This window comes from Acidovorax sp. SUPP3334, assembly GCF_030159055.1.
Classification (GTDB): Bacteria; Pseudomonadota; Gammaproteobacteria; order Burkholderiales; family Burkholderiaceae_C; genus Paracidovorax.
This window is the reverse complement of record NZ_BQXQ01000075.1, coordinates 1-7,211: the sequence shown is the minus strand read 5'-3', so window position 1 is coordinate 7,211 and position 7,211 is coordinate 1. Positions and strand designations below refer to the sequence as shown.

Below are 7,211 nucleotides of genomic sequence, written 5' to 3'. Positions count from 1 at the left end.
TCCAATGTCAATCTGGCATTCTTATGGCTGTTCATCCGGTGGGATCCCTCTGTGACTCTGAAGCGTGTTAACTCCAGTTTCCCAGACCCATTCGGGTGAACAACCTATTGAGACATCACAGCTAGCTGGCGTGCGAGGGCCCGGTTTGCGATGACGGAGGGCGGTGCGGCGGCAGCGCCCCGTTTGCGCGAGCCGCCAGCGCCTCCAGTTGTTGGTCCACGGCGGACTGCCAGGCGGCATAGATCTGGTTGCCAGCCTCTGCGTGCGCGAACGCGGCGGGGCTGGTGCTATCGCTCGGAGGGAGCTGTTCGTAGTACGGGTCTGCGTCGCGCACGGCGTTGATGGCCTCGAAACTCGCCTTGTGAAGCGCCTGCATGCTGTCACGCCAGGGCTCGTCGTTCAGCAGGAACTGGCGATAGGCCTGTGGGTCGGCTGCCTGCGCCAGAACTTCGGCCCTCAAGGCGGCGATATCGCCCGGTCCCAGCACGCTGTAGTCCAGGTTCGTCAGGTCTTGTGCCGTGTCCGGCGGCAGGCTCAGGCTGTTTTTCAAGGCGGCCTTGGCATGCACCATGGTCTCCACGGAATCGGTTTCCAGCCACTTCTTTTTCCAGGGCGGCAAGTCGGTACGTTCCTTTTGCTGGCTGATGAAGCGGGTCGTTGCGGTTTCCAGCAAGGACAGCCGAAACCGCTGGCCCGTCAGATGGTTGGCCTTCGCTTCATCGATCCTGCCCATCTTCACTCCCAGGGCCATCTGGTGGCTGCGCACGGTCAGCATCACCTTGGAAAGGCCGTCGAGCAGGTTGTCTCGGCAATCGCCCAGGGCGGTTTGGGCGACCAGGAAAACGCTGAGGCAAAGATCGGCATCGCGCGCCATCATGACGGCCGCCGTGCGCACCTGCTCTTTCAGCTGGTGCTGTGCCGCGGGAGAAAACGTGGGCAACGCCTCTTGATGCAGGCGCTCCAGCAATCGGGCGAAGGCTTTCGCCTGGGGCTCGTCATCGAAAGCCTGGAAATGTGCGGCGACCGCGCCGCCTGCGCTGCCCAGCCAGGTCTGGATCTGGTGGCCAAGCGGTTCTTCCAGGCGATCCAGATCGCCTTCTACATCGCCCTCATCGAGGTCTTCGTCAAGCTCGGCCTGCAGGGCGTCGAGGTCCGCTTCGAGGTTGGCGGGATCGCTGCCTGGGGATGGCTCCGCGGGTGCCAACGCACCCACCGGGCCCAGTGCGGTCTCGATCACACGCGCTGCTGCGGGGTGGCTGTCGCAATGCTGTTGCCACATCGGCTCCAGCCGGTCTGCCAGCGCTCGTCCGGCGCCTTGGTGGGCGACCAGCGCGGCGGTCGCCTGCCGGATGCGGTCTTCCAAATCCGGGCGGTGCACGGCCAAGTCCACCAGGGCGAACACCTGCGAACGGTCCAGCGGGCCATGAATGCCCAGCGCCGCCAGATCCTCCTGCAGGCGCTCGGGATGCTCGATGTCCCATGCATTCAGTTCAAAGGTCGGTGATTCCGGCTCCGATAAAGCGTGTTCAGGTGGGCTGCGGGGTGAAGCATCTGGCGCTGGAGGGCGCATCGCGTTCAGCGGCACGGTCGTGCGGGGCGGCAGCGCCGAGGGCCCTGTCGCATGCCGTTCGCTGGCCTGCTGACGCGGCGATAGCGGGGGCGTACCGACCGCGCCCGGCCCGGTCGTGCGGGCGCGCACATGCCGTGCCGGCGAAGCAGTGCGGGTGTCATCGCCGATCTCCGGGCTGTGCTCTCGCTGCCGGGTGCGGCCTGGCGGTCGAATGGGGTCCATGGGGAAGCGCCTTTCCTGCTGCGCTGGTGCGCTGGCGTACCGGCAATCGTCGGTTCGCCAGCGAAAACGTTCCATGTCCTGCGCGCAGGGATGCGCGGCTTTGCGAAGCCTTCGCCTGGCACGCTCGCGCACCAAGGGCCGGATCTATTCCTTCAGCAACGCATCGCCCGCCAGCACGGGCGCATCGGGCAGCTCGTTGTGCCCGTGGACCGCTGCGCCCGCTGGCCCGACCTCTGCCGGGAAATGCGCTGCCAGCAGTGCCGATACCTCCGCCAGCGCCTGGGTCAGCCCATCCTCGTAGCGTCCGGCGCGAAAGGCTTCGCCCATGTGGGCGACCAGGGTGCGCCAGGTCTCGGGCGGCACGGCGCGGGCCAGGCCCCGGTCGGCCACGATCTCGATGGCTTGCTCGGCCAGCAGCAGGTAGATGAGCACGCCGTTGTTGTGCTCGGTGTCCCACACGCGCAGCTTGCCGAACAGGGTGACGGCGCGCTCGCGGGCGCTGGCGCCGCGCCAGAGGTAGCTGGTGGGCAGGCCGCCCTCGGCGCAGATGCGGATCTGGCCGGTGTGGCGGCGCTCGCTGGCGGCCACCCGGCGGGTGATGCGGTCCAGCAGATCGGGCGGCAGCGCGCGGTGCAGGCCGCCCTCGACCCAGCGGTGGTGCACGAGCCTGATCACGCGGGACAGCAGCGAAGGAGCCGCGCGCGGCGGCGCAGGCGGCGCCCCCGTCGGCGGAGGAGAGGATGAATAAGGGGCGCTGGATGCGGGCGCTGATGGCCCCGGGGGAGTCTTTGCCATGTCACCAGTCTCCCGAGGCGCCGCCGCCTCCGAAATCGCCACCACCGCCCGAACTGAATCCGCCGCCGCCGCTGCTGTCACTGCTGCCGCCACCGCCTCCGCTCCAGCCGCCGCCGAAGCCTCCGGAATGGGTGCCGATGCTGGCTGGGCCGTATCCGCCGCGGCGCCCGCCCATCGACAGGCCGGTGCCGCTGAAAAGCCAGGTGTAGAGCAGCGCCAGCAGCCCGGCGCCGCCCGCCAGCAGCACGCTGGTGGTGAACAGGAAGGCCAGCCCGCCCACGCCGCCGCCCAGCAGCAGCCCGCCCAGGCGGTTGCCGAAGATGCCGCGCGCCACCGGCCCCCCCAGCATCACGCCGAAGAACAGGAAGATGGCGAAGTCGGTCCAGTCCACGCCCGGTGCCGAGCGGGCCGCGCGGCCATCGGCGCCCCCGGTGCCGGTGGGCAGGGGCAGCGATTCGCCGGCGATGCGCGCGCCGATCTGGTTCACCGCGGCGGACAGGCCGCCCGCGTAATCGCCTTCGCGAAAGCGCGGCTTCATGGCGCCGTCGATGATGCGTGCGGCCGCGATGTCGGGGATGGCGCCTTCCAGCGCCTTGGCGACCTCGATGCGCATCTTGCGGTCGTCCTTGGCCACCAGCACCAGCACGCCGTCGCCCACTTCCTTGCGCCCGACCTTCCAGGCGTTGCCCACGCGATTGGCGAAGGACGCCAGGTCTTCGGGCACGGTGGAGGGCACCATCAGCACCACGACCTGCGAGCCGTGCGCCTGTTCGATGGCCGCCAGCCGGGTCTGCAGCGCCTGCCGTTCGGCCGCCGAAAGCGTGCCGGTCTCATCGATCACGCGGGCCGAGAGCGCCGGTACCGCACGCTGCGCGACGGCCGGTGTGCTGAAGCAGCCAATTGCTATAAAAAATATAGCTGTCAGCGCTTTAAGGACGTGCGCCAGAGGCATATTCGGTGATGAATCGGTTCAGGGCTTGGACGCGGGCTTGGAGAAGTCCACGGCGGGCGGGGTGGAAATCTGCGCCTCGTTCTGCACCGTGAAGCTCGGCTTGGCGTCGTAGCTGAAGACCTTGGCCGTCAGGTTGGTCGGGAAGCTGCGGGCCAGCACGTTGTATTCCTGCACCGTCTGGATGTAGCGGTTGCGCGCCACGGTGATGCGGTTTTCGGTGCCTTCCAGCGTCACGCGCAGGTCGCGGAACGCCTGGTTGGCCTGCAGTTGCGGGTAGCGCTCGGCCACCACCATCAGGCGCGAGAGCGCGCCGGAGAGTTCGCCCTGCGCGGCCTGGAACTTGTTGAACGCCTCGGGGTTGTTCAGCGTCTCGGGCGTCACCTGGATGGAAGTGGCCTTGGCGCGGGCCTCGACCACCTTGGTGAGCGTGTCCTGCTCGAAGGCGGCCTCGCCCTTGACGGTGGCGACGATGTTGGGCACCAGGTCGGCGCGGCGCTGGTACTGGTTGAGCACCTCGCTCCACGCGGCCTTGGACTGCTCGTCCAGGCGCTGGAAGTCGTTGTAGCCGCAGCCCGAGAGGGCCAGAACGGCGGCAAGGGTGGCAAGAAGACGTTTCATGGCGCATGCGCTGGGCCGGGTGCGGGCGACAGTGCCGAAGGCTGGCAGCGCAGGCGCATTCTGCCCCAGCAGGGCCGAGCGACCGCGTAGTCCGCCGGGCCGACCGCCCATCCCGGCGGGAAGCGCGGCTGGGGCGGTGGCGGCAGCGATGCGGTGCATTCCGGCCGGCCAGCCCCCACAATAGCCGCACCGCATGACAGCCCCCTGAAGCGCCATGACCCGTTCCACCTTTCGCGCCGCCACCCTGGGCGGTTCTGCCGACGACACCGAGGCCGCCTTCTACGAAGCCCTGCAGACGGGCGATATCGAACGCCTGATGGCGTGCTGGGCCGAAGAGGACGACATCGTCTGCGTCAACCCCGGCGGCCCGCGGCTGCTGGGCGCGGGCGCCATCCGCGCCGCGTTCACCGCCATGTTCGAGCACGGCACCCTGCGCGCCCGCCCGTCCCAGGTCCACCGCGTGCAGGCCCTGGCCAGCGCGGTGCACAGCGTGGTCGAGCATGTGGAGGTCGTTCTGGATGGCGGAGTGCGCGAGGCCATCGTGCAGTCCACCAACGTGTATCACAAGACCCCGCAAGGCTGGCGGCTGGTGGCCCACCACGCCAGCCCGGGCACGGTGCACGAAGCCCAGAGGCCCGGCCAGCCGCCGCCGGTGCTGCATTGAAGCCCCCCGCACGGCGCATTCGCTCCTGCCCCGGGGATTCAAGCCTTTTAACCCTCCAGCGCAATCGATATCCCGGCATGTTGCTATGAAATATATAGCGCCCCGCTGGCTGCCCGGCGGCCATCTGCAGACCATCTGGCCGGCCCTGGCGTCGCGCCGGGTACTGGCCGCGCCACCGGCCTACCGGCGCGAGCGCTGGACGGCGCCCGATGGCGACTTCGTGGACGTGGATTTTCTGCAGCCTGCCGCCGGCATCCTTGCCGGGCCTGCTGCGGAAGCCGAAGGGGCTCCCGGCCGGCCGCTGCTGGTGCTGTTCCACGGGCTGGAGGGCTCCTCCCGCAGCCACTATGCCGAAGCCTTTGCCGACGTGGCGCGTGAGCGCGGCTGGGCCTACGCCGTGCCGCACTTTCGGGGCTGCAGCGGCGAACTCAACCTGGCCCCGCGCGCCTACCACTCGGGTGACCATGAAGAGATCGCGTGGATCCTGGCGCGCCTGGCGCAGCGCCAGGCCGATGGAGCGCACGGCGCCGACGGCACGCCCGGCCCCCGCGCGCCGCTGCTGGCCGTGGGCGTATCGCTGGGCGGCAATGCGTTGCTGCGCTGGGCCGCCGAAGCCGGGGCGAGCGCCTCTCGCTCCGCCGACGCGGTGGCGGCCGTTTGCTCGCCGCTCGATCTGGCCGCGGGCGGCGCGGCCATCGGCCGGGGGTTCAACCGGCAGGTGTACACGCGCATGTTCCTGCGCACCATGGTGCCCAAGGCGCTGGCCAAGCTGCGCCAGCACCCGGGCCTGTTCGATCGGCAGGCGCTCATGGCCGCGCGCGATCTGTACGACTTCGACAACGTGTTCACCGCGCCGCTGCACGGCTTTCGGGACACCGACGACTACTGGCGCCGTGCTTCGGCCCAGCCGCTGCTGCACCGCATCCGCATTCCGGCGCTGGCGGTCAATGCGCGCAACGATCCGTTCGTGCCGGCATCCAGCCTGCCGCGCGCCGGGCAGGCCGGCCCGCACGTCACGCTGTGGCAGCCCGCGCACGGTGGACATGTCGGCTTCGCCCAGGGGCGGCTGCCGGGCCATGTGCGCGCCATGCCGGCCGAAGTGGCCGACTGGCTCGCAGCCCACGGGGCACCGGACTACGCGGGCGGGGAAGGCCCCTCGATACCATCGCGCCATGGATGACATCGTCAAACAGGCCATCGCCAAGTGGCCCAACGTTCCGGACTGCTACGGGTGGCTCGGGCTCGACGCGCGGGGCCGCTGGTACATGCGCGACGACGCGACCCAGGCCCAGGGGCCCTTCCCGCAGGCGCGGGGCTCGCTGCTACAGCACGGCAAGCTCATCGAATTCATCGAGCGCAACTACGAATCCGACGCCCAGGGGCGCTGGTTCTTCCAGAACGGCCCGCAGCGCGTGTACGTGGAGCTTGAAATCACCCCGGTGATCTGGCGCATCGAACCCGATTTCAGCCTTGTCACCCACACCGGCTCCCAGTCCTCGGTCCGTGAGTGCCTGCTGGACGAAGCGGGGCGCCTGTACCTGTTTGACGGCACCGTGCTCGGGCTGGTGCACACGCTGGACATGGAAACCGCCGCGCAGGCGGTCGAGTCCGGTCAGTGGGACCCGCTGCCGGTTCAGGCAGCGGATTTGCCGGTGCGCTACGGCTACGTGCTGCAGCCTTCGGTGTTCCGGATTTGAGCCAGCGCGGTGCCATGGGGCACGGTTTGCGCGTCGTCGCGGCGCTGGCCATGATGCTCGCGTCAGGAAGCTCGCTGCGCATCCATAGAAGCATCACAACTGTTGATCCCGATGCCAGATAACGGGTGGCCCTGACCTTTCTCAAGGCGTTACTCACTGGCGTCGCCGGGCCGGGCGCACTCGGATTTGACCTCGTCTTTTCTGAAGATATCCATGAAAGCCAATCAAGGCTCAGGAAGCGCCCATTCGGCAATCAACTTGATCTCTACGCTCCGTGGTTCCCAATGGACCTGATCGACCAACTGCACTGCCTCGATGTTCTGCTCTTGCAAAACGATGCCATCCTGGGTATGGAGCTGCACAAAACCAGGTGCGTCCGCAGAAGAGCCGGGTGATATCCGCCATGGCCAGCCGATTCGGAATACGGCCACTTGAAAGCGGTGGTCTGGACTAGTTGTCGAGTTGCAATAGGTTATACCCGGCAAGTCGGGAAGCTGGAGGTCTGTAGCCCAAGGCGGAGTGGGGCCTCCTGGCGTTGTAGTAGCTCAGGAACGCAGGCAACCATGTGTGCGTTCCTTGCTGTTAGCCCATACGCGCCCATAGGCCCACTCGCGCAAACAGGTCTGGATGAATCGCTCGGCCTTGCCATTGGTCTGTGGGCGATAGGGCCTGGTGAAGGAGTGTTTGATGCCC

Annotated in this window: 8 protein-coding genes and 1 pseudogene; 4 read left to right on the top strand and 5 right to left on the bottom strand. The window is 68.1% G+C overall.

Annotated features, from left to right (window positions below; genetic code table 11):
* Positions 1–121: 121 nt before the first annotated feature.
* The 4 genes from AVHM3334_RS23080 to AVHM3334_RS23065 all read right to left on the bottom strand — a co-directional run bounded on the left by AVHM3334_RS23080 (position 122) and on the right by AVHM3334_RS23065 (position 4,157).
* Positions 122–1,792 carry an NEL-type E3 ubiquitin ligase domain-containing protein gene (locus AVHM3334_RS23080; RefSeq protein WP_284415788.1) on the bottom strand — a complete coding sequence of 557 codons (1,671 nt, stop codon included), beginning with the start codon at positions 1,790–1,792 and terminating at the stop codon, positions 122–124.
* A gap of 144 nt (positions 1,793–1,936) precedes the next feature.
* Positions 1,937–2,587: a TPM domain-containing protein gene (locus AVHM3334_RS23075; protein ID WP_284415787.1), complete on the bottom strand. Its 651-nt coding sequence runs from the start codon at positions 2,585–2,587 to the stop codon at positions 1,937–1,939.
* Position 2,588: 1 nt separating this feature from the next.
* Entirely contained in the window at positions 2,589–3,539 is a 951-nt protein-coding gene (locus AVHM3334_RS23070; protein WP_284415786.1) for a TPM domain-containing protein, read from the bottom strand.
* 18 nt (positions 3,540–3,557) lie between these two features.
* Entirely contained in the window at positions 3,558–4,157 is a 600-nt protein-coding gene (locus AVHM3334_RS23065) for a LemA family protein (RefSeq protein WP_092745152.1), read from the bottom strand.
* Between the two features lie 214 nt (positions 4,158–4,371).
* Between AVHM3334_RS23065 and AVHM3334_RS23060 the strand changes: the two genes are divergently transcribed.
* The 4 genes from AVHM3334_RS23060 (at position 4,372) to AVHM3334_RS23045 (ending at position 6,913) form a co-directional block, all read left to right on the top strand.
* Positions 4,372–4,821 (top strand): YybH family protein, encoded by a 450-nt coding sequence (locus AVHM3334_RS23060; RefSeq protein WP_284415785.1) that lies wholly within the window; start codon positions 4,372–4,374, stop codon positions 4,819–4,821.
* Positions 4,822–4,906: 85 nt separating this feature from the next.
* Positions 4,907–6,001, top strand: coding sequence for a YheT family hydrolase (locus AVHM3334_RS23055; RefSeq protein ID WP_284415784.1), 1,095 nt, complete (start codon positions 4,907–4,909; stop codon positions 5,999–6,001).
* The gene (locus AVHM3334_RS23050; protein ID WP_284415783.1) at positions 5,994–6,518 is read left to right on the top strand and encodes a DUF2946 family protein; all 525 of its coding nucleotides are present in this window, start codon (positions 5,994–5,996) and stop codon (positions 6,516–6,518) included. Before AVHM3334_RS23055 ends, AVHM3334_RS23050 begins: the two co-directional genes overlap by 8 nt.
* A 125-nt stretch (positions 6,519–6,643) precedes the next feature.
* Positions 6,644–6,913, top strand: a complete 270-nt coding sequence (locus AVHM3334_RS23045; protein WP_284415782.1) for a hypothetical protein — start codon at positions 6,644–6,646, stop codon at positions 6,911–6,913.
* Positions 6,914–6,968: 55 nt separating this feature from the next.
* Here AVHM3334_RS23045 and AVHM3334_RS23040 read toward each other — a convergent pair.
* Positions 6,969–7,211 (bottom strand): annotated as a pseudogene (locus AVHM3334_RS23040) (integrase core domain-containing protein); the annotation flags it as partial.

Coding starts and splice junctions, on each gene's coding strand:
- AVHM3334_RS23075 (WP_284415787.1), bottom strand. CDS start 2,587: ATGGCAAAGACTCCCCCGGGGCCATCAGCGCCCGCATCCAGCGCCCCT.
- AVHM3334_RS23050 (WP_284415783.1), top strand. CDS start 5,994: ATGGATGACATCGTCAAACAGGCCATCGCCAAGTGGCCCAACGTTCCG.
- AVHM3334_RS23060 (WP_284415785.1), top strand. CDS start 4,372: ATGACCCGTTCCACCTTTCGCGCCGCCACCCTGGGCGGTTCTGCCGAC.
- AVHM3334_RS23065 (WP_092745152.1), bottom strand. CDS start 4,157: ATGAAACGTCTTCTTGCCACCCTTGCCGCCGTTCTGGCCCTCTCGGGC.
- AVHM3334_RS23080 (WP_284415788.1), bottom strand. CDS start 1,792: ATGGACCCCATTCGACCGCCAGGCCGCACCCGGCAGCGAGAGCACAGC.
- AVHM3334_RS23070 (WP_284415786.1), bottom strand. CDS start 3,539: ATGCCTCTGGCGCACGTCCTTAAAGCGCTGACAGCTATATTTTTTATA.
- AVHM3334_RS23055 (WP_284415784.1), top strand. CDS start 4,907: ATGAAATATATAGCGCCCCGCTGGCTGCCCGGCGGCCATCTGCAGACC.